The organism is Streptococcus suis, assembly GCF_002960425.1.
Lineage (GTDB): Bacteria > Bacillota > Bacilli > Lactobacillales > Streptococcaceae > Streptococcus > Streptococcus suis_S.
The window spans coordinates 1-596 of record NZ_POIZ01000038.1; the positions used below are offsets into that span (position 1 = coordinate 1).

At 44.3% G+C, this 596-nt stretch carries 1 protein-coding gene; it reads right to left on the bottom strand.

The window, feature by feature from the left end; all coding sequences use genetic code 11:
* Window positions 1–596, bottom strand: a 596-nt coding sequence (locus tag C1G57_RS11570; RefSeq protein ID WP_161941103.1) for an alpha/beta fold hydrolase, incomplete at both ends; no start/stop codon positions are given.

Consider the following 596-nt stretch of genomic DNA (forward strand, 5'->3'; position numbering starts at 1 on the left):
AGTCTGTAGGACCTTAATATTGTCAGAAGTGTCTAACTGATAGCCATAGGTCATGTGCTGATTGCCAAGATCGATATCCTTACTTTCCACGAAGTGGACCATCCCAACGGAATCTAAACTTCCTTTGTCTAGGTCACGCCCAACCATACTGACAGGGTCTTTAGGATCTGCATAATTATGAATCAGCCCTTTGACGGAGTCGACCCGTGCTTTCTGTTGGTCGTCTAGGATACCGTATATATTAGGGCCATTATAGATATGCGCGCTCTCTAAGCGGTTAATATCGGTGTCAGATAAATTAGCAATGGCGTACTGGACATCCATCGAACCTAGGGAGTGGCCGTACAGATTGACTTTTGCATTTGGGTAGGTAGCCATTATTATATTTAGAGCTTCTGAGGATGCTTTTAATTGTCCAGTCGCATGGTCATGATTCTGGGTATAGTTCGGATGATCTTGGGCAAAGACGCGCAAACCTAAAAAAAGATCGTTTTCAACCCAGTCATTCCACACATCTGCAGGTTTTGACAACACTTCATTTGGTCCAGTCGAGCCTCGAAATAGTACCGTTACTTCCAACACTTGGTCTTTGGGCA